Source organism: Gillisia sp. Hel_I_86, assembly GCF_007827275.1.
GTDB lineage: Bacteria > Bacteroidota > Bacteroidia > Flavobacteriales > Flavobacteriaceae > Gillisia.
In genome coordinates this window covers 3,359,469-3,378,371 of the sequence record NZ_VISE01000001.1, presented here as the reverse complement: position 1 = coordinate 3,378,371, position 18,903 = coordinate 3,359,469, and the positions used below count along the sequence as shown (strand labels likewise).

General features: G+C 35.4%; 21 protein-coding genes. 12 read left to right on the top strand and 9 right to left on the bottom strand.

Features of this window, described 5'->3' with window-relative positions; translation table 11 throughout:
* Positions 1 to 304 precede the first annotated feature (304 nt).
* Positions 305 to 937 (bottom strand): NAD(P)H-dependent oxidoreductase, encoded by a 633-nt coding sequence (locus tag JM83_RS15215; RefSeq protein WP_144963809.1) that lies wholly within the window; start codon positions 935 to 937, stop codon positions 305 to 307.
* 174 nt (positions 938 to 1,111) lie between these two features.
* Between JM83_RS15215 and JM83_RS15210 the strand changes: the two genes are divergently transcribed.
* The 3 genes from JM83_RS15210 to JM83_RS15200 all read left to right on the top strand — a co-directional run bounded on the left by JM83_RS15210 (position 1,112) and on the right by JM83_RS15200 (position 3,057).
* A complete protein-coding gene (locus tag JM83_RS15210; protein WP_144962994.1) occupies positions 1,112 to 1,756 on the top strand; it encodes a vancomycin high temperature exclusion protein in 645 nt (214 codons plus the stop codon).
* A 61-nt stretch (positions 1,757 to 1,817) separates the two neighbouring features.
* The gene (locus JM83_RS15205; protein WP_144962993.1) at positions 1,818 to 2,174 is read left to right on the top strand and encodes a phage holin family protein; all 357 of its coding nucleotides are present in this window, start codon (positions 1,818 to 1,820) and stop codon (positions 2,172 to 2,174) included.
* 88 nt (positions 2,175 to 2,262) lie between these two features.
* Positions 2,263 to 3,057, top strand: coding sequence for an HAD family hydrolase (locus JM83_RS15200; protein ID WP_144962992.1), 795 nt, complete (start codon positions 2,263 to 2,265; stop codon positions 3,055 to 3,057).
* 16 nt (positions 3,058 to 3,073) lie between these two features.
* Here the strand turns inward: JM83_RS15200 and JM83_RS15195 are convergent, their stop codons facing one another.
* On the bottom strand, positions 3,074 to 3,985 hold the full coding sequence (locus JM83_RS15195; RefSeq protein ID WP_261376627.1) for a L,D-transpeptidase: 912 nt from the start codon (positions 3,983 to 3,985) through the stop codon (positions 3,074 to 3,076).
* Positions 3,986 to 4,519: 534 nt separating this feature from the next.
* Here JM83_RS15195 and JM83_RS15190 point away from each other — a divergent pair.
* Together JM83_RS15190 and JM83_RS15185 are read left to right on the top strand one after the other, a co-directional pair.
* The gene (locus tag JM83_RS15190) at positions 4,520 to 4,711 is read left to right on the top strand and encodes a cold-shock protein (protein WP_010229690.1); all 192 of its coding nucleotides are present in this window, start codon (positions 4,520 to 4,522) and stop codon (positions 4,709 to 4,711) included.
* Positions 4,712 to 4,940: 229 nt separating this feature from the next.
* Positions 4,941 to 5,510 carry a hypothetical protein gene (locus tag JM83_RS15185; protein WP_222430237.1) on the top strand — a complete coding sequence of 190 codons (570 nt, stop codon included), beginning with the start codon at positions 4,941 to 4,943 and terminating at the stop codon, positions 5,508 to 5,510.
* A 12-nt stretch (positions 5,511 to 5,522) separates the two neighbouring features.
* Here the strand turns inward: JM83_RS15185 and JM83_RS15180 are convergent, their stop codons facing one another.
* From JM83_RS15180 to JM83_RS15150, 7 genes are all read right to left on the bottom strand, one after another.
* Positions 5,523 to 7,043, bottom strand: coding sequence for a GH3 auxin-responsive promoter family protein (locus JM83_RS15180; RefSeq protein WP_144962989.1), 1,521 nt, complete (start codon positions 7,041 to 7,043; stop codon positions 5,523 to 5,525).
* A gap of 110 nt (positions 7,044 to 7,153) precedes the next feature.
* Positions 7,154 to 8,716 carry an NAD(P)/FAD-dependent oxidoreductase gene (locus JM83_RS15175; protein WP_144962988.1) on the bottom strand — a complete coding sequence of 521 codons (1,563 nt, stop codon included), beginning with the start codon at positions 8,714 to 8,716 and terminating at the stop codon, positions 7,154 to 7,156.
* Positions 8,717 to 8,936: 220 nt separating this feature from the next.
* The gene (locus JM83_RS15170; protein WP_144962987.1) at positions 8,937 to 9,590 is read right to left on the bottom strand and encodes a DsbA family protein; all 654 of its coding nucleotides are present in this window, start codon (positions 9,588 to 9,590) and stop codon (positions 8,937 to 8,939) included.
* 36 nt (positions 9,591 to 9,626) lie between these two features.
* Positions 9,627 to 9,938: an EthD family reductase gene (locus tag JM83_RS15165; RefSeq protein WP_144962986.1), complete on the bottom strand. Its 312-nt coding sequence runs from the start codon at positions 9,936 to 9,938 to the stop codon at positions 9,627 to 9,629.
* Positions 9,939 to 10,145: 207 nt separating this feature from the next.
* Entirely contained in the window at positions 10,146 to 10,709 is a 564-nt protein-coding gene (locus tag JM83_RS15160; RefSeq protein WP_144962985.1) for a carboxymuconolactone decarboxylase family protein, read from the bottom strand.
* Positions 10,710 to 10,802: 93 nt separating this feature from the next.
* Positions 10,803 to 11,234, bottom strand: coding sequence for a hypothetical protein (locus JM83_RS15155; protein ID WP_144962984.1), 432 nt, complete (start codon positions 11,232 to 11,234; stop codon positions 10,803 to 10,805).
* 68 nt (positions 11,235 to 11,302) lie between these two features.
* On the bottom strand, positions 11,303 to 11,866 hold the full coding sequence (locus JM83_RS15150; protein ID WP_144962983.1) for a TetR/AcrR family transcriptional regulator: 564 nt from the start codon (positions 11,864 to 11,866) through the stop codon (positions 11,303 to 11,305).
* Between the two features lie 599 nt (positions 11,867 to 12,465).
* On the opposite strand from JM83_RS15150, the gene JM83_RS15145 reads away from it, so the two are divergent.
* The 7 genes from JM83_RS15145 to JM83_RS15115 all read left to right on the top strand — a co-directional run bounded on the left by JM83_RS15145 (position 12,466) and on the right by JM83_RS15115 (position 18,806).
* Positions 12,466 to 13,041, top strand: a complete 576-nt coding sequence (locus tag JM83_RS15145) for a carboxymuconolactone decarboxylase family protein (RefSeq protein WP_144962982.1) — start codon at positions 12,466 to 12,468, stop codon at positions 13,039 to 13,041.
* A 14-nt stretch (positions 13,042 to 13,055) separates the two neighbouring features.
* Positions 13,056 to 13,925 (top strand): histidine kinase, encoded by an 870-nt coding sequence (locus tag JM83_RS15140; RefSeq protein ID WP_261376598.1) that lies wholly within the window; start codon positions 13,056 to 13,058, stop codon positions 13,923 to 13,925.
* A complete protein-coding gene (locus JM83_RS15135) occupies positions 13,922 to 14,293 on the top strand; it encodes a two-component system response regulator (RefSeq protein WP_144962981.1) in 372 nt (123 codons plus the stop codon). The genes JM83_RS15140 and JM83_RS15135 overlap by 4 nt, the downstream gene beginning before the upstream one ends.
* 26 nt (positions 14,294 to 14,319) lie before the next feature.
* Complete coding sequence (locus JM83_RS15130) at positions 14,320 to 14,556, top strand: DUF3820 family protein (RefSeq protein ID WP_186435013.1); 237 nt, start codon at positions 14,320 to 14,322, stop codon at positions 14,554 to 14,556.
* A 124-nt stretch (positions 14,557 to 14,680) separates the two neighbouring features.
* Positions 14,681 to 16,324 carry a CTP synthase gene (locus JM83_RS15125; RefSeq protein ID WP_144962980.1) on the top strand — a complete coding sequence of 548 codons (1,644 nt, stop codon included), beginning with the start codon at positions 14,681 to 14,683 and terminating at the stop codon, positions 16,322 to 16,324.
* A 68-nt stretch (positions 16,325 to 16,392) separates the two neighbouring features.
* The gene (gene yidC / locus JM83_RS15120) at positions 16,393 to 18,249 is read left to right on the top strand and encodes a membrane protein insertase YidC (RefSeq protein ID WP_144962979.1); all 1,857 of its coding nucleotides are present in this window, start codon (positions 16,393 to 16,395) and stop codon (positions 18,247 to 18,249) included.
* A 131-nt stretch (positions 18,250 to 18,380) separates the two neighbouring features.
* Positions 18,381 to 18,806: a lipocalin family protein gene (locus tag JM83_RS15115; RefSeq protein ID WP_144962978.1), complete on the top strand. Its 426-nt coding sequence runs from the start codon at positions 18,381 to 18,383 to the stop codon at positions 18,804 to 18,806.
* Positions 18,807 to 18,903 lie beyond the last annotated feature (97 nt).

Genomic DNA, 18,903 nt, shown 5'->3' with positions numbered 1-18,903 from the left:
GACAATTCCGCATCGTTACCCTGAACTGGTTTCAGGGTCTTGGATCCACAAATAAATAAAAACACGTCAATGGTAGCGCAGTCGAGAACTTTTTAGCTTAAAAAGGAGGTTTCTCCCGAGGCATCGGGACGCTCAACCTGACATCCCTACTACACGTTATAATTTTGGCATGAACATACTTACTGACCTCTAAATAATAAATTAAATCTCATGATGTTTATTAGTTAGTTCCAGTCAAGTCTTTGTTCTTGTCTCTAGCAGAGAAGCGATCTTTAATCTTTAACCGGAATACTAAAAAATTGGTTTATTCCAGTTCTATAATAATATCTGAAATTGGTCTTCGTACCTTTTTAAATTCAGAAAACATATCATCCTTTGCCCTATATCCAACTGGCAACACCAATACCGATTTAAGGTTCAATTTATCCAAACCAAGGATTTCATCGTATTTATCAGGTTCAAAACCTTCCATTGGGCATGCATCTATAGCTTCGGTTGCAGAGACAGTAAGCAAGGTTCCCATGGCTAAAAATGCCTGATTTGTAGCCCAAGAAGTAATTTCATCTATATGTTTATTCTTGAAATCGTCTATCAAGAAATCTTTAAATGGAGAAAGGACCTCGTTAGGCGTAGCACGGACCTTCTGAACATATTTGAAGTAGTTCTCTATAAATTCCCTACCTATTTCACGTTCAATGCAAATTACCAACACATGGGAGGCAGATGCCACTTGTTGCTGGTTCATAGAATAGGACACCAGTTTTTGCTGAAGCTCTTTATTATGGACAATTACCATTTTAATAGGTTGCAAGCCGTAAGAAGTGGCAGTTAAATTAAAGGCATGCTTTAAAATCTCTATTTTATCTTCTGAAAGGAGCCTGTTTTCATCAAATTTTTTAGTGGCATACCTCCACTTTAAAGCTTCAATATTGTTCATTTCTTGTTCAACTATTAAGAATACAAATTTAGGCATAAGTATTTGCAAGAGAAAACAACTCCACTTGTAATTCATTTTCTTTAAAAAGATGCGTGGTAGAAAGCAATTCTAACTAAGTTAAAAATACTACTTTTACATACTACTGGTTATCATCAAATGCTACACACGAAATAGATGGATAGGTTTAAGAAATTTTTAATTTATTTTTTAATTGTACTGGGAGGTGGTATTGCTTTTATTTGGGGGCTTAGCACGTATGTTGTTAAAACAACATCAGATGAAATTTATTCCAATATCTCTGACCTGCCTGTTTCCAATACCATCATTGTTCTTGGAGCCAGTGTGCATTCCAATGGACAATTATCTCCAATATTAAAGGATCGTGTAGATACCGCACTAGAGATTTACAGGGCAGGTAGGGGAAGGCAGTTTCTTTTAAGTGGTGACAATAGGCGAAATGATTACGATGAAGTAAGTGCCATGAAGAATTACCTATTGGAGAGAGAAGTGCCAGAGAATTTGATATTTACAGACCCTGCAGGCTTGGACACCTATGACAGTATGTATAGATCGGACCTTATTTATAAGATTCCAAATGCTATTGTTGTTACCCAAAAATTCCATCTTCCAAGGGCGCTTTTCATTGCGGAAAGCTTGGGCTTGAATTATATTGGATTTCCTGCCAAGGAGAACCATTATGATACAGATAAAAGTTTGATACGACGCGAAAAGCTCGCCAACCTTAAAGCAGTTTTGGAAATTCTAACTAAACAAACACCTAAAAACATGGGTGAAGAAAATCCTGTAAACCGCTATTAGATCCTTCTAATTTTTTGTTATTATTGCTATAGATTTTAATCCATAATTTAAATCTTCGAATATGTTGCAATGGTTATTACATATAATTATAGATGCCGGTGTATTGTTGCTTGCCGCAAGATTTATGAGCAAGGTGGAGTTAAAAGGTTTTAAATCGGCATTGATCGTCGCATTGATTATAGGAGTATTAAGTTTTCTTTTAAGCTGGTTGCTAACTTCCATATTAAATATCGCAACCCTTGGTATATTCTATTTTTTAGGATTAGGATTTATTACCAGGGTAATTGCGTACGCTATTATTATTGAACTTGCAGATCAATTAAGCAAAGATTTTAAAACAGTAGGGTTCCTTGCTTCCCTTTGGTTAGCAATTATTCTAGCAGTAGTAGGCACTATAGTAGATGCAGTTTTATTTTAGTTGTCTATCCCTAAAGAGTTAGAATTGATCTTATCTTAGCTTTAATCACCAGTATAAAAACTATATTTGAAGTTTTTTAAAACCAACTATGATAAAATTGATTGTTACTGATATGGATGGGACTTTGCTCAACGATGAGCATCAAATACATCCAGATTTTTGGGATATTGAAAAGGAACTAACCAACAAGGGAATTATGTTCTCTGTAGCCAGTGGAAGGCAATTTTATAATCTGGAAAGTAAATTTGAAAGAATTAAGGACCGTATGCTTTTTTTTGCTGAAAATGGTACTTACGTTGTTTATAAAGGAAAAGAGATCTATTTGAATCCCTTACGAAGAGAAGATGCAAATAAATTCATTGAAATTGGCAGGAACCTTGACGATACCAATTTGGTACTTTGTGGCAAAAACTCAGCTTATATAGAAACTGAAGACGAAGATTTTTTTAAAGAGATCAATAAATATTACCAGCGTTTAGAAATTGTAGAAGATCTTGCCAAGGTAGATGATACCATTTTGAAAGTAACGCTTTGCAATTTTAATGGTGTAGAAGAAAATACATTTCCGCATTTCCAAGATTATAAAAATGATTTTAAAATAGCCATTGCGGCAAGTGTGTTTATAGACATTACTTCCCTTTCAGCAAACAAAGGCAATGCTATTAAAGGGATACAGCAAGAATTGAATATTACTCCCGCAGAAACCTTGGTCTTTGGAGATTATTTAAATGATCTGGAAATGATGCAGAATGCGACGTTTAGTTATGCCATGAAAAATGCACACCCCGAAATTAAAAATGCCAGTAAGTTTGTAACTAGCTTCGATAACAATGAAAATGGGGTGCTTCGAACTATTGAAGAATTAGGGCTTCTTAAAACTTAGATATTAAAATAGTTCCTTAATTATAAGTAACTATTGTTCCTTCCTCTAAAGACAAATCTTTTTCCAAATCATTAGGTTTAATAGATTTTATATATTCGTTGTATTTAGCCACGTAATCTTTTAGTGTATTCATCTCTTCGTCTATCAGGTTATTGTTTAGCCTGTCTATAGCCAATTGTAGCCATGGAACTTCACTCTTATAATCGTATGTGCCAAATACCATAAACGGAGTTCCCTTTTTAATAATATCTCTACCATTCGAAGTCAATTCCCACTGATCGGCCCAATCGTAAATATAATTGGCATCATCCATATACAACCTAACACAGGCATGGCTAGCAGGATATCCCGGCAACGCGTATTGATGCACTCCCACCCCTTCGAAATTCATAAAATTAAAATAATACGGCAATATCCACTCCTTATTAACGGTGCTTATTTTTCTCTTTGCTTTATAATTTCCATAATGTAATCCATTTGGGGTTGGAGTAGATTGTTTGCCAGAACTCACAGGTCCCCATTTTACAAGCGCTCCATTTTCATATAGTGCAAACCCCTGTATACGTTGAGAGATTAAAACCGTTTTCGGTATATCACAAATTAACTCAAGGTTTTTTGGAAAAGGCGAATAATTAAAAATATCTTCGAACAAGGTATCTGGAACAATAAGGTTTTTTCCTTTTCCAACTTTCCTTGCCTCAATCCTGTTAAGCGCATAAATTACTTTTAGATGAGCCTCAGAATATCTATTCTTAAAACTATCCAATTCTACCGAAGTTTTTAACGAATCTATTTTATAATTTATAACCAAAGGTGGCTCCAACTTTTCTTTGGGAAGCGCTATTGTACTATCTATTTCAGCATTTTTTTTAATATCCTTATCAAGGCTTTTACCAGATTTGTTGGTACACGAACCTGCAAAAAACATAATAGACAGTAAGGATATAAAAAATAAAAATGTGCTGTTAAATTGGGGGTTCATTGGTTTTGGATATATGGGGTTCATTAGAATTACGAAACAAATTTCGCAGTATGGAGTTAAAAAACCCTGTTGTTTTAGTATAGTTTAACAAGAATTAAACCCTAATTAATAATTGCCTGTAATTATTTAATAAAATAGGAATAGTTCAATTCAGGCAATTTTTTCTGATGCCCATTTTATGGCATTTACAACTCTTATTGGCTATTTTCAGTTTTTCGTTTTACTTAAACCTGTAATAAAAAATTACCTAATGCAGAAAATTAATATTTTCAAAAAACCCATCAAAGTAACTTAATGCAGCATTTCAACATGTCGGCAAAAAATCTTGAAACATTCTTATGCTTCACAATTCAGGGCACGATAAAAGACAGGTATATCATTGCACAAACCCCATTAAAATTAAATTTTATTAAAAAAACCTGTTAAAACGTAAATAGTCTAAAAATAATCCTATATTTGCACAAATTAAATTTATATATAATGAATAGAGGTACCGTAAAATTCTTTAACGACACTAAAGGATTTGGATTTATCACAGACGAAGAGTCAAACAAAGAATATTTTGTACATGCAAATGGTCTTGTTGATGAAATTAGAGAAAACGACGAAGTTACGTTTGATCTAGAAGAAGGAAGAAAAGGATTAAATGCAGTAAATGTAAAACAAGCTTAGGCTTCGTTTATAGTATACTATACTTATGACAATTTTAAAGCTTCGCACAATGTGCGAAGCTTTTTTATATTTTAAACTTTTCTAAAATTATTTTTGGAACGATTTTAGAACATTATCTTTAAACCACTTAAATTTATAAAATACTTTGTTCAATTTTAAAGCTAAATTCATTGGTATTGTATTCTTAACTTTCTTGCAACCCAATGCCTATAGCTTCTCCGCTCTAACTATGAAAGATCTAAATACTTTTGAAATTACCAATAAGATCATTCCTAAATCCATTGCCGACGAAGTACATGTGGCACTTTCTCACTATCCAGAATTAAAAGATACTCCAATTGAATTCAGGTTCAAAGAAAAGATAAAAAAGTCTTTTATGCAGGCACAGCCCAAGTTTTCTGGAATTTTCAAAAACAAAAAAAATAGATCTTATTTTGTTATGATAAGCGAAAATTTTCATATTGAAAATGAATCATTCGCTATTTCAGAAGTGCCTTCAGATGTTCTTATAGGTTGGATAGGTCACGAACTGGGACATATCATGGATTATCAGGAACGCAGCGGTTTTAACCTTATCCAATTCGGCATAGGCTACCTTACTTCCCATAAGTTCATTAAAGTGGCTGAAAGAGCTGCCGATACCTTTGCGGTAAGCCATGGAATGGGAAATTACATCCTTGCTACCAAAGATTTCATCCTAAACCACGCGCATCTTTCTACCGTTTACAAGGATCGCATTAGAAAGTTGTATTTATCGCCCGAAGAGATTCTCTTGCTAGTAGATGAATTAAAGGAATAGCAGGTTCTTAATTTATAAACCTCCAATAAATTCTTCCCACTGTCCAAACTTCTCTTCGTTCATTACCCGTTCCATTTTTACTTGTCCACCCTTCTTTTTATTAAGGGCGTTCCATTCGTAGAAATGATTTGGAGGGATGGTAGTCACCTTCACCCCTTTTAAGGCCTTAGATCTAGCTACTTTATAATTTTTATTGGCATTTTTAAGAGAGCTGTCCAAGGCTTCGGCCAGCTCATCATTATTTAGTTTTGCCTCTGTTCCCAAATACCAAGAATGATGAAATTCTCCATCAATTCGAACTGCTGCCAATGTAAATTCCGGGATTTCTATATCGTATTTCTTTTCCAGTTCTCGGATCGCATCGTTCATTTTATTGACAGATAATTGTGAACCAACAACATTCAAGAAAAATTTTGTTCTTCCTGTAATCTTGATTTCATGCCTACCAACATCAGTAAATTTAATGGTATCGCCAATTAAATATCTCCAAGCACCAGAAACAGTACTAATAAGCAGGATATAATCCACTTCCTCTTCTACATCTTTTAACTGAACTACAGGTGCGTTATCTGTTATAGAACCATCCTCTTTTACATATTCAGCCTTAAAAGGGACAAATTCAAAATAGATCCCATTATCCAACACCAACTTCATTGAATGGGTTTCTGGACGTTGTTGATATGCCATAAATCCTTCTGAAGCCAAATAGGTGTCTATTACAGTAACTGGATGGGCCAACAATGCATTGAAGCTTTTTTCATAGGGCTCAAAGGCTACGCCACCAGAAGTGTATACTTGAAAATTAGGCCAAATATCGTGGATGTTGTCAAGGTTATGGGTTTCTATCACTTTTTTGAACATCAATTCAATCCAAGAAGGAATACCCGAGATCGCTCCAATATCCCATGTTTTGGCATTTTTCGCAATCATTTCCACACGTTCATCCCAGTCTTCAATTTTCGCTATGTCTTCTCCAGGTTTATAGTAACCTTTAAACCAGAACGGGATATTAGCAGCAGAGATCCCACTTATCTCACCTTCTTCATGATCCCCTTCCTTTTGCAGATCTGTGGAACTCCCCAACATCATGATCTCCTTTTCAAAAAAATCTGTGGGAAGGTTAAAATTAGTTAAAGCTCCCACTTGTTTTATTCCAGAAGTTCTTATGGCTTCCACCATGTCCTCCGAAACCGGAATACGCTTGCTTGTCTTACCAGTTGTCCCAGAACTTAAAGCAAAATAGGGTGGTTTCCCCGGCCAAACCACATCGGTCTCCCCATCGCGCATTTTAGACCACCATTCTTTATTTATTTTATTATAGTCAAAATTCGGAATTTGCGCCGCATAGACAGCACGAATATCTTCTGATTCTAAAATTTCTTCGAATTTGTAATGCTTCCCAAAAGCAGTATCCTTTGCTTTGTTCAATAAACCTTTCAACACATCTAGTTGGGCTTCGTCGGCATTTGGTTCAGAAACTATTTTATCCCTTAAATCTATTAAACCCTTGATAATTGAACCTATAATTGCCATAATGCTTTATTTTTTACTTGAAATTTATAATTTTTGAAGCTAGGCAAAAGTGAAAAATAGCCTTAAAATAATAGTCATAATTATATAATTTTTAACCTTTGGAAGGGGTGTTAGCTGGAAGAACTCATTAAGGCAATACAGCTTTCTGCACATTTTTCGCCATCTATGGCAGCGGAAATTATGCCCCCGGCAAATCCTGCTCCTTCACCACAGGGAAATAAACCTTTAATCTGTATATGTTCCAAGGTTTTTGGGTCCCTTGGAATTCTTACAGGAGAAGATGTTCGTGATTCTGGGGCATGTATTATGGCCTCATTGGTATAATACCCCCGCATCGTCTTTCCAAATTCTTTAAAACCCTGTTGAAGGGTGGAATGAATGAATTCAGGGAAAACATTTTTTAGATCTGCGGAAGTAATTCCAGGTTTATAAGAAGTTTCCGGTAAATTTGATGAAATTCTACCTTCTACAAAATCCACCATTTTTTGTGCAGGAACACGTTGTGTTTCACCACCATGCAACCAAGCAGTTTGCTCTATACTTTTTTGAAACTCCATTGCGGCCAGTGGAGAACCTCCAAATTGCTTAAAATCACTTAATCTTAATTCTACAACAATTCCAGAATTTGCAGTAGCTTGATCCCGCTTACTTGGGGACCAACCATTGGTAACCACTTCCCCGGGACTTGTGGCACATGGTGCAATAACCCCACCGGGGCACATACAAAAAGAGTACATTCCTCTTCCCCCTATTTGCTTCACAATACTGTATGGGGAAGGAGGTAGAAATTCTCCTCTATCGTCACATTTATATTGAATTTTATCTATTAATTGCTGTGGATGTTCAATTCGTACTCCCAAAGCAAACGGCTTTGCTTCGATTTTAATTCCTTTTTGAAATAACAATTCAAAAATGTCCCTCGCAGAATGCCCTGTGGCTAAAATGACATTTTTGGTATTAAAATGTTCCCCTTTAAAGGTTTTAATTCCCTTTATCGAATTATTTTCAATAATAATATCGGTTACTCTTGTTTCGAAAAGCACTTCCCCGCCCATCTCGATGATCTTTTCCCGCATACCAGCGATAATTGCAGGTAGTTTATTTGTCCCGATATGTGGATGCGCATCTACCAAGATTTCCTTGGTAGCCCCGAAAGCAACTAGGAGCTTAAGAATCCTATTTACATCCCCCCTTTTTTTAGATCGGGTATATAATTTACCATCACTATAGGTTCCGGCACCACCTTCTCCAAAACAATAGTTGGAATCTTCATTGACAATATGCTCTATATTTAATGCCTTTAGGTCTCTTCTCCTACTGCGAACATCCTTTCCCCTCTCAATAATTATAGGTTTTTTACCTAATTCTATACAGCGGAGTGCAGCAAAAAGCCCTGCGGGTCCAGCGCCAATTATAAATACTTCTTCTTGATCTTTTACATTGGGATATTGGGGAAGCTCAAAAGGGTTTTCTTTTTTATCCTCATTTACATACACCTCCACTTTTAAATTGATCTTCACCGATTGCTGTCTTGCATCTATAGATCTTTTTAGTATTTCAACATGTTTGATCTTTTTAGTAGATATTCCGGAGTTTTTGGACACTTCTCTTAATAAGAGTTCTGGTTTGGCCGCTGCTTCCGGGCTTACCCGTAAATGATACTCGTATTTCATGGATTTAAATATGCCGCAAATTTAAGTATTTAAAAATTCAGAATAAGTGCTTGGCATTTTTAAGTTTTCAGCGTAGCTCCTAATATAACAAAACAGATTCAGCGCCATTTCAAATATAAATACGGCACTGAATCTGTCTAAATCAACCTATAATTAGCTAAAAATTATGAAGATATTTTTTACTGAAAAAAGAAAATAATTATTGAATTAGTGCTTATAATTATCCCATGTTTTCCTGTAACAATTCAGTCAATACCTCTTTAAAGACAGTAACTGGCTGTGCTCCGGTAACCGCACTTTTTTGATTAAAAACTATTGTGGGTACCGAGGTTACTCCTAAACTTTTCCAATACGCTTCTTTAGATTGAACCTGATTTCTTGCATCATCACTTTCTAATCGTGCCATCGCCCCATCTACATTTAGACCAACCTCTTGCAAGGCAAGCTTTAGAATTTCTTTATCGGAAACATCTTTTCGCTCACTAAAGAAGAATTCTGCTAGGCGCGTTTGTAAATCTGTTTGTTTGCCATTTTCCTTGGCATATTCCAGCAAAACATGGGCATCTCTTGTGTTTACCATTCTCATATCGTCGAAATAGTCAAATTCAAAGCCTAATTCAGCTCCAACTTTCTTCATATGCTCTTGGGATCGTTTTTGATCTTCTAGACTAGCGCCATACTTATTTGCAATATGCTCTTGCACATTCTCCCCTTCCTCCGGCATGTTTGGATTAAGTTCAAAGGGATGCCACTCGATTTCCACTTTATCTTGAATTCCCATTTCAGAAATGGCTTTTTCCAAACGTTTGTAGCCAATGGTGCACCAAGGGCAAACCACATCTGATACTATATCTATTTTGATTTTATCTTTCATATTAATCTTTTAATTTTATTTTCTTCGGAATCAAAATCACCTTACAATCTCACTAATTTGAAGCTCTGCTTCAACATTCGTATAATTAGGAACATCTGCCGAAAATTTTTCAGCATGAGGTCCAAAAGACGATTGAAATGATTCTATAGAATCAAATGTTAAATGGGCGACTGCTACATATGGAGCAAGTTCCCCCGGTTTTCTCCCACCAATACCTATGTTGAACTCAATACCTTTTAGTGCATCCCCTAAGGCTTCGGCGATCATTGGTAAATGGGATTTTTTATAATATTCTGAATCGAATTTTGTCTTTGGTCCATTAGGATACATTACGCTTACTTTAATCATATTTATTTTATTAAAAATTATGCTATTAATTATCTATTCTGAATAGTCTACCCTCACAACAATATTATAAAAGTTCTGATAAACCGCCTTTTTATTTTGTGTAGCTGTTTCATCTGGAGACTAATAAAAAGTTACAGTTTTAATAGCTATCACAAAGCCTCCCGAAAGTATTCCAGAAGGCTTATTAGTAAATTACAATTTTAATTATTAGACAGTTGCATTCTCCTTTTTCCATGCGAATTTTTGGAATGGCGCATCTATGGGCGTTTGAGCAATATGGTTTGTATAGTTACTGATTGTTTTTTGAGATAGTCCCAATATGATCTCAAGAACTTGTCTTTCACCATATCCAGCTGTATAAAATGCTTGGATATCACTGTCGTTTACATTTCCTCTATTGCGCACAATAGACAAGGTCATATCCCTTAATGCTTCTAATTTTGGGTTTTCCAGAGGCATACTATTTCGCAAAGCTTCCGTGATATTTTCCTCTACTTTCATCATTGCTGCAATACCGGTATGTGCCGGTACACAATAATGACATTCGTGTTCTACATTAATAGTTTGCCATACAACCGTTAATTCTTCATTATTAAAAGAGGAGTCAACAAATAGTTGATGTATAGTTTGGTAAGCCTCCAGTATGCCCGGAGCGCCAGCTAAAACCCCATGTAATCCTGGCACCATACCATATGCTTTTTGGGAGTTTTCTAATAATGCCTTGCTACCTTCTGGTGCAGATTCGATTGTGTGAACTTTTAATGTACTCATAGTTTTAAATATTTAATTAATACGTGTTTATAATTTCTAAGCAAAAGCTTAGTTTTGAATGAAAAAAAAGTTTATAAAATTTTTATTCTGATGCTACCAATTTTCTGCTAAGTCCTGGAAATATGAATTCAGACTTCCTTTTCGGAATTTCTCATACAACAAATGCATTTCTTTAATTGAAAGAACGCTTAGGAACTCAGGGTGGTTATTCTCAAGGAGTTTTTGAAATTCCTTATAATCCCTTGCAGTAATCGCAGCTTTTCTTAATGTTTTGGTGAGCTCCATTTTAGTGAAAGTTTTTCCGTCAAAATTAAAATCAGCCTTGGATTTCTTCGAATTCTTTAAAAAATCCCGATACTTAAACTCCTCATTTAAAATCACATCTGATGTGAAATGTGTGAGTTCACTGTAGTTTGCGGCCTTATGCGCTGTTCTTGGGTTAGAAGTCAAAACTACCGCATAGTCCTGGGCATGGAGCAATACTGAATTTACTAATAAAGTAAAAGTTAGAATTAAAGTTTTCATATCATTAAATTTTAAAATTATAGCCATCATATATCTAAGCAATCGCTTAGTTTATTGGCAAAAAAAAGTTATATCCTATTAAATGTCATTTCAATGTAATCTTCAAGCTGGGTCTCATTTTGAATTCTGGAACCTAATGAAAGCCCTAGCATAGATGTAGTTAAAAAATTAGCTTCTTTCACTATTGTTTCTTCAGATCTATTTTTATCTTGTTTTAAATTATTGATAAATAAGGATCTAATCTCCTCCGTGAATTTCATCAATTCCATCATAAGTTCTGGTTCAGCCTTAGTCGCCAATTCACTTACAGTATTACATACAAGACAGCCTTTTCTCACTTCATTTTCTTTAGTGAACTCCAAAAAGTCATAGAAGAATTGCTTAATCCCTACAATTCCATTATTGGAATTCTTCAATAAATTTCTAATATTGTTTAACTCATTCTTATATGCTTTAATGCTTTCAACAAAAACCCCATGCTTACTTCCAAAACTTGAATAAATAGAAAATTGGTTAATTCCCATTTCTTTTTCCAACATACGTACCGAAGTTGCTTCATAGCCATTCCTCCAAAAAAGCTTCATCGCCTTTTGAATAACATCTTCTTCTTTATATTGTTTGGTTCTTGCCATTGTTCTTAATTACAAAGCAAAACTAGGCAATCGCTTAGTTATAAAAAAACATTTAACTTTTATTTCTTACTAAAAAAATTCAAAAGTGAAAATGAATTAGATATTAAATGATTGTCCTGTTAAACACTTAAAGTAGGTTTTTGTCCCCTTGAGCGCAGTCGAAAGGTCAAACAAAAAGTCCCAACTGCGCTCGTCGTGACAATTTTCATTCTAATGTACTTATTAGGTCATTTACCTGATAAGCATAGATATTAGTTATTTCCAAAACAATCTACTTTTTCTTTTTAGAATTTCGATATGCTTAATTTTCTGGGAACCAATTTTGGGATGCCCTGCCACCTCTTTCAATAAAGTTCATTTCTAACTGCAATTTCTAGGCGCATGCGTAATGGAAAATTTTATTTTACACATTAAATATAGTGGCAAATTTAGTGGCTTTTAATATGGAACAATTTTGCAATCGTATTCTTATATCGATCATTCACTTTACCAAAAAATTTGAATTTAACTAAAAGTTATAAAAATAAAATGGAGCCTAATTTTATAATATTGTATATTCCTTCCCGCTAATGTATTAACCCCAAAATCTCAAATTAAAAATGAACAACACTACCTCTCGTTACCCAATGGTTTCTTACGATGATGCTTCACCAGAAGTACAGGCTATTTACGACGATACTAAGAAAACCTTACAACTCCCTTTTGTGCTAAATTGGTTTAAATGCCAAGGCGACAATGCTACTTTGTTGAATGGAAATTGGAACAAGCTAAAATCCACCCTTATGGAAGGTGAAGTTCCTAACGTGTTAAAACAGTTGATTATATATAACGTATCCAAGGAGAGAGGTTGTAATTATTGTTCCCACGCCCACGGGATTTTTGCCGATAGTATGAGTAGCATGATAAGTGAAGCTGAAGGTTTTAAAGCTACAGAAAATTTAGATTCTCCAAGTATGCCAGTTAGCTACAGAACTGCCGTAAATGTAATTACCAAAGCGGCCTTGGATCACAAGAACATAGGAGATTCAGATTTTGAAGAATTGGAAAATGCTGGTTTCAATAAAAAAGAGATTCAGGAATTAATGGCACAGGCAGATCTGGTTAATATGCTAAACACCATAGCAGATGTCTCCGGGATTAAAATTGATAATGAGTTATTGGAAACTTTGGAATAACAACTTCTATATTCATGCAAGATGTTTCTAAAAATTCCGCCCAGCTTTATAGGATCACTTATGAGGCTTACTCGAAGTTTGCTAACAAAATAAGTAGATGCCAGACTCTAAAAGAAGTTGGTGAAGTATCGAAAACTCATTTAAAATATCTTTTAAATTATCACATAATTCGTCTTTCCATAGAACAGGGGGATAAATATCTGTTTTTCTCTATAACAAAAAGTGGGGTAGATTATGATTTTGAAGAAAAATCTGAAATGTTGGGTCATGAAAAGGACTTATTGGAAAAAGAGATCCCAATATATACCAATAATGTCCCAATGGAATGGTTGAAAAGGAATATGGACACTTCCTTGCTAGAAAAACCTGAAATGTGGGCTTGGCTGTTTAATAATAACGGAAGAAAGGTTACTGTCACCTTAATTTCTGATAAAAACAAGGCCTTTACTGTTGCCGATCTTGAAATCTTAAAACTTGCGGTGGATTGTTTTGAAGCTAAATTCCATGAGATTTATTTGGCTAAAATGCTATATGCAAAGAATAAATCGCTTCTTGAGGCACTGGAAACTATAAGATCAAAAAATAGTGAGATCCAGAATATTGTCAATAATCAAAAACAAATTATTGAGCAAAGAACAAGTGAAATTGTCGAGAAAAATAAGAAATTATTGCATATTTCAGTATTAAACGCACATAATATCAGGGAGCCTTTATCCAGAATTCAAGGATTAATTGGGCTTTTTCCTCATTTCACAAATGAAGAAATTAGACAAGACTTAATTCCAAAAATTGAAACTTCAGCAGAAGAAATGGATAGAGAACTTCAAGCGGCAATAAAAATGGCAACCCAAGAATTGAAAATCTTGAAAATTGAAAACGAATGAATTCAATTATACTCGTGGACGATCAATCCATCACAAATTTCATTACTCGAAAATTATTGGAAATTGAAGATGTTCAAATTCCTGTAAAAGATTTCACTAATCCGGTAGAAGCCTTGGAACTGATTCTACAACAAAAAGAACAAAAAAACATTATTATTCTTGATCTCAACATGCCCGAGATGAGTGGGTGGGAGTTTTTAGATAAACTGGTAGAAAATAATCACACTCCCACAATTATAATTCTTACCTCTAGCACCAGCGATCTAGATCGAGATAAAGCTTCTCAATATAATTTTGTAAAAGATTATATTATTAAACCGCTCAATCAAAATAAGGTTTCCGAATTATGTGTGAAGCATTGTAAGTAAGTGATCTTTCTACTTACATTTGGAACATGGAGATAAAACCCGATAAAAAAGCACTTATAGAACTAGCCTATGCGAAAATGTATTTTGGAAAATACAAAGGCCTGTTCCTTTCGGAGATCCCAGAATATTACCTTATTTGGTACCGCCAAAAAGGTTTTCCAGAAGGAACGTTGGGAGATCAACTACAACAAGTAACCGAATTAAAGGTGAACGGGATGGAAAGCATTCTTCGCAATATTAGATTGAGATACCCTAATAACTAGTCCATTTCAGGTGTTTACCTAAGGTTTTCCGGTCTCAAATATTAGGTTTAAAATTGAATGCTTTTTTCTATTCTTCTTTGTAATTTAGCGCCCTGAATAAAGCAACACAACAAATACGTACAAAATGGCCGAAACCAAGTATATTTTTGTCACCGGCGGGGTTTCATCTTCTTTGGGAAAAGGAATTATCGCTGCTTCTTTGGCAAAACTATTACAAGCTCGTGGCTTTAAAACCACCATTCAGAAATTAGATCCTTACATAAATGTAGATCCTGGAACTTTGAACCCTTACGAACATGGCGAATGCTATGTGACAGAAGATGGTGCCGAAACCGACTTGGATCTTGGTCATTATGAGCGTTTTTTAAACGTAAAAACCTCACAGGCAAATAATGTAACTACCGGTAGAATTTACCAAAGCGTTATAGAAAAAGAACGCCGTGGCGAATTCTTGGGGAAGACGGTACAAGTTGTGCCACATATCACCAACGAAATCAAAGAACGTATCCAGATCCTTGGAAAAAGTGGGGAATATGATATTGTAATCACCGAGATAGGTGGTACGGTTGGAGATATAGAATCCTTGCCATATATAGAAGCTGTTAGACAACTTAAATGGGAGCTGGGAGATGATAATGCCTTGGTAATTCATCTAACCTTGGTGCCATACCTTGCTGCTGCCGGAGAACTTAAAACAAAGCCCACTCAACACAGTGTTAAAACCCTGATGGAGAGTGGGATAAAAGCTGATATCCTTGTGTGTAGAACAGAGCACGAGCTGTCAGACGAAATCCGAAGAAAACTTGCCATTTTCTGTAATGTTCGCCAAGAAGCGGTTATTCAATCTATAGATGCTTCAACTATTTACGACGTTCCCAACCTTATGTTGGAAGAAGGTTTGGATACGGTTGTGCTTAAAAAATTGATGTTGCCAGATGATACCATTCCAAATTTGGAACGTTGGAACCAGTTTTTACAACGCCATAAGAACCCCAAGTACGAAGTTAAAATAGGGCTTATTGGCAAGTATGTAGAACTTCAGGATTCATATAAATCCATATTGGAATCCTTTATTCACGCAGGTGCTGCAAATGAAGTGAAGGTGATCGTAGAAAGTATTCATTCAGAATTTATCAACGAGAACACCATCAAGAACAAGATCGCACATTTGGATGGAATTTTGGTAGCTCCAGGTTTCGGGGAGCGGGGAGTTGAAGGTAAAATTGATGCAGTGCGCTATGCCCGGGAAAATAATATTCCTTTCTTGGGGATTTGCCTTGGGATGCAAATGGCGGTTATAGAATTTGCGAGAAATGTGCTTCAGCTAAAAAATGCCAACTCTACAGAGATGGATCATGAAACCAAACATCCTGTTATAGATATTATGGAAGCGCAGAAACAAGTGACACATAAAGGGGGAACCATGAGATTGGGTGCTTGGAATTGTGAACTTTCTAAAGGTTCCCTTGTTAAGGATATTTACAAGTCTGATGTGATTTCAGAAAGACATAGACATAGGTATGAATACAACAACAAATACCAAAACGAATTGGAAAATGCCGGGTTAAAGAGCACAGGGATAAATCCTGAAACCGGTTTGGTGGAGATCGTGGAATTAGAAGGTCATCCTTGGTATGTTGGGGTGCAATATCACCCAGAATACAAGAGCACCGTAGCGAATCCTCATCCCCTATTTGTTGGTTTTGTGAAAGCTGCCGTAACCCATTCAAAACAAAAAAACAGTGTCAAATTGACACAAAATCAATAAACGGTCATTTTTTTGACTATCAATAACTCTAAGTGATAGAGAACGCTTGGTTTACTTTATAATTTAACATGGAAGAAAAAAAATTTGACGTACAATCCTTAATTGGGTTTTTCCTTATTGGTGGTCTTTTAATTTGGATGTTGTACAACAATTCCTTTGAAAATAGCGACACTGAAGATAAAAAGGATACCATAGAGCAGGTTGAGACTGTACCTCAAGAAGCTACTACTCCGCAAAAAGAAGTTGCTAGCCATGAGATGGATTCTATGGCACGAGCCAGAGTGCAGGAGTCATTGGGTACTTTTGGTTATTCGGCTACCTTGCCTTCAGCTACCAATAAGACTACTAAGCTTTCCAACGATATATTAGATCTAAGCATAGACAATAAAGGGGGTTATATTTCTGAAGCGAGAATTACCAAGTTTAAAACCTACGATTCTATACCGGTTTACCTAATTAAAGATGGAAATGCCTCTTTAAACTTAAGTTTCACAACTTCGGATGGACGAGTGATCAATACAAAAGACATGTATTTTGAGCCTTCCCTTACAGAAAGCGGAAACAATCAGGTGCTTTCCATGAAACTTAAGGTTTCAGAATCCGAATATCTGGAATATGTGTATGTGATGAAACCGGGAGAATATATGTTGGATTTCAGCATTCGTTCCCAAGGTTTAAGGGACGTTATAAATAGCTCCAATGATGTAAACCTTAACTGGAACTTAAAAGGATATCGCCATTCAAAAAGTATCTCTTATGAAAATAGATATACCGAGTTGGCTTGGGAATATGAAGATGGTGAGGATGATTATTTAGGTCAAGGGGAAATGAAAGATGATGAAGCAGACGATGTAACCTGGATTGCCTTTAAACAACACTTCTTTTCATCCATTTTGTTAACGGACACCCCTTTTGCCAAAGGAAAATTTGTTTCTAAGAACTTGGTAGAAGATGAAGAAATAGATACCATATATACCAAAGAATTTGCTACTAGCCTTCCCCTGGAATTAAAAGGCGGAGAGCTTAATTATAATATGAATTGGTACTACGGGCCAACAGATTATAAAATTCTAAACGATTACGATAGAAACTTAGATGAAGTTGTACCCTTGGGGTGGGGTATTTTTGGATGGATCAATAAATATGTATTTATTCCATTTTTCGCCTTTTTATCTGGGGTACTACCTAGTTACGGGCTTGCCATTATTGTGATGACCATTGTGGTAAGAATTGTGCTTTCCCCAGTGACTTATAAATCTTACCTGTCTCAGGCTAAAATGAAAATTTTACGCCCGGAAATGAACGAGATCAATGAGAAATATAAGGACAATGCCATGAAAAAGCAGCAGGAAACCATGAAACTGCAAAGTAAGGCAGGAGCGAGTCCTTTAAGCGGATGTTTGCCGGCCTTAATGCAGATTCCCGTCTTCTATGCCCTCTTTCAGTTCTTCCCGAGCGCTTTTCAATTAAGACAAAAGGGATTCCTATGGGCAGATGACCTATCTAGTTACGATACCATTGCAGAATTGCCGTTTACCATTCCATTTTATGGGGACCACGTAAGTTTGTTCCCTATATTGGCTTCTATCGCTATCTTCATCTACATGATGATGACGACTGGGCAAACCATGCAGAACAACCAGCAACCGGGAATGCCGAACATGAAATTTATCATGTACTTATCACCTATCATGATGTTGTTCTTTTTTAACAACTATGCCAGTGGACTTTCATTGTACTATTTTACATCTAATTTAATTACGATCGGGATCATGTTGGTTATTAAGTATGTAATTATAGATGAAGAAAAGATCCATGCCAAAATTCAGGAGAACAAAAAGAAACCTAAAAAGCAAGGTAAGTTTGCCAGAAAAATGCAGGAAATGATGGAGCAGGCAGAACAACAGAAAAATGCGAAGAAATAGTTTTTCAGTTGTTAGTTGACGGTTGTGAGTTTGAGTTATCAGTCCAGTTTTGAATTTTGAATTTTGGATTTTGAATTTTATCAATTATAAATGAAACCTTATATTTACAATCCAAATAAAAACCTATTTATATGAAAAAGATCTTTTTGCTATTTTTTAGCCTAGCATTATTAACATCTTGTAGCAGTGATGACGATGAACGAAACGCAGGAGACGATAAAATCCTTGGAAAGTGGTTTGTCGCTGAAATTAACAATACTGGAGCATTAAACATTGAAGAAAACGATTGCAATAGACAATCATTTATCGATTTTAAATCTAATTTTAAAGCAGATTCTGCCTTATATGCTGAAGATGGCGGGGAATGCAATGTAAATACTTCTGAAAATGACGATTGGAGTATTGTAGGTGAATCCAAATACCGCTTTGTAATTCCTTTCGAAGGAATTGGTGCTCAATCTGGAAGAGTAGATTTTAATGAAGATTTTACTAAATTTACATTCTATCCAGACTTATTTCTGGGTCAAAACACCAATATTGTTTTCGAAAAAAGATAATTTTTTCAATAGATAAAATCAAGAGAGGGTAGTTTTTACTACCCTTTTTTATTTCGTAATTTTGCCTCCGGTAATTCGACAATTCTAGGACTTAATA

What these genes read in the sequence shown, in the direction of transcription:
- JM83_RS15215 (WP_144963809.1), bottom strand. Translation starts at nt 937, where the DNA reads ATGAACAATATTGAAGCTTTAAAGTGGAGGTATGCCACTAAAAAATTT.
- JM83_RS15210 (WP_144962994.1), top strand. Translation starts at nt 1,112, where the DNA reads ATGGATAGGTTTAAGAAATTTTTAATTTATTTTTTAATTGTACTGGGA.
- JM83_RS15205 (WP_144962993.1), top strand. Translation starts at nt 1,818, where the DNA reads ATGTTGCAATGGTTATTACATATAATTATAGATGCCGGTGTATTGTTG.
- JM83_RS15200 (WP_144962992.1), top strand. Translation starts at nt 2,263, where the DNA reads ATGATAAAATTGATTGTTACTGATATGGATGGGACTTTGCTCAACGAT.
- JM83_RS15195 (WP_261376627.1), bottom strand. Translation starts at nt 3,985, where the DNA reads ATGTTTTTTGCAGGTTCGTGTACCAACAAATCTGGTAAAAGCCTTGAT.
- JM83_RS15190 (WP_010229690.1), top strand. Translation starts at nt 4,520, where the DNA reads ATGAATAGAGGTACCGTAAAATTCTTTAACGACACTAAAGGATTTGGA.
- JM83_RS15185 (WP_222430237.1), top strand. Translation starts at nt 4,941, where the DNA reads ATGAAAGATCTAAATACTTTTGAAATTACCAATAAGATCATTCCTAAA.
- JM83_RS15180 (WP_144962989.1), bottom strand. Translation starts at nt 7,043, where the DNA reads ATGGCAATTATAGGTTCAATTATCAAGGGTTTAATAGATTTAAGGGAT.
- JM83_RS15175 (WP_144962988.1), bottom strand. Translation starts at nt 8,716, where the DNA reads ATGAAATACGAGTATCATTTACGGGTAAGCCCGGAAGCAGCGGCCAAA.
- JM83_RS15170 (WP_144962987.1), bottom strand. Translation starts at nt 9,590, where the DNA reads ATGAAAGATAAAATCAAAATAGATATAGTATCAGATGTGGTTTGCCCT.
- JM83_RS15165 (WP_144962986.1), bottom strand. Translation starts at nt 9,938, where the DNA reads ATGATTAAAGTAAGCGTAATGTATCCTAATGGACCAAAGACAAAATTC.
- JM83_RS15160 (WP_144962985.1), bottom strand. Translation starts at nt 10,709, where the DNA reads ATGAGTACATTAAAAGTTCACACAATCGAATCTGCACCAGAAGGTAGC.
- JM83_RS15155 (WP_144962984.1), bottom strand. Translation starts at nt 11,234, where the DNA reads ATGAAAACTTTAATTCTAACTTTTACTTTATTAGTAAATTCAGTATTG.
- JM83_RS15150 (WP_144962983.1), bottom strand. Translation starts at nt 11,866, where the DNA reads ATGGCAAGAACCAAACAATATAAAGAAGAAGATGTTATTCAAAAGGCG.
- JM83_RS15145 (WP_144962982.1), top strand. Translation starts at nt 12,466, where the DNA reads ATGAACAACACTACCTCTCGTTACCCAATGGTTTCTTACGATGATGCT.
- JM83_RS15140 (WP_261376598.1), top strand. Translation starts at nt 13,056, where the DNA reads ATGCAAGATGTTTCTAAAAATTCCGCCCAGCTTTATAGGATCACTTAT.
- JM83_RS15135 (WP_144962981.1), top strand. Translation starts at nt 13,922, where the DNA reads ATGAATTCAATTATACTCGTGGACGATCAATCCATCACAAATTTCATT.
- JM83_RS15130 (WP_186435013.1), top strand. Translation starts at nt 14,320, where the DNA reads ATGGAGATAAAACCCGATAAAAAAGCACTTATAGAACTAGCCTATGCG.
- JM83_RS15125 (WP_144962980.1), top strand. Translation starts at nt 14,681, where the DNA reads ATGGCCGAAACCAAGTATATTTTTGTCACCGGCGGGGTTTCATCTTCT.
- yidC (WP_144962979.1), top strand. Translation starts at nt 16,393, where the DNA reads ATGGAAGAAAAAAAATTTGACGTACAATCCTTAATTGGGTTTTTCCTT.
- JM83_RS15115 (WP_144962978.1), top strand. Translation starts at nt 18,381, where the DNA reads ATGAAAAAGATCTTTTTGCTATTTTTTAGCCTAGCATTATTAACATCT.